Source organism: Streptococcus infantis, from assembly GCF_001579645.1.
Taxonomy (GTDB): domain Bacteria; phylum Bacillota; class Bacilli; order Lactobacillales; family Streptococcaceae; genus Streptococcus; species Streptococcus infantis_E.
This window is the reverse complement of sequence record NZ_LQZF01000204.1, coordinates 1-331: the sequence shown is the minus strand read 5'-3', so window position 1 is coordinate 331 and position 331 is coordinate 1. Positions and strand designations below refer to the sequence as shown.

At 37.2% G+C, this 331-nt stretch carries 1 protein-coding gene; it reads left to right on the top strand.

What is annotated here, in order from left to right:
• Window positions 1-25: 25 nt before the first annotated feature.
• A partial coding sequence (locus tag SINDD18_RS10145; RefSeq protein WP_193750857.1) for a transposase family protein occupies window positions 26-331 on the top strand: 306 nt, incomplete at its 3' end.

Below are 331 nucleotides of genomic sequence, written 5' to 3'. Positions count from 1 at the left end.
CCAAACCATCATTAGAAAGAATCATATGGAACAATTACATTTTATCACAAAACTACTCGATATTAAAGACCCTAATATCCAGATTCTAGATGTCATCAATTGGGATACACACAAGGAAATCGTCGCTAAACTGGACTATGACGCCCCGTCTTGCCCTGAGTGCGGATGTCAAATGAAGAAATATGATTTTCAAAAACCGTCGAAAATTCCTTACCTCGAAACGACTGGTATGCCTACCAGAATTCTTCTTAAAAAGCGTCGTTTTAAGTGCTATCATTGCTCGAAAATGATAGTCGCTGAAACCTCTATCGTTAAGAAGAATTATCAAATT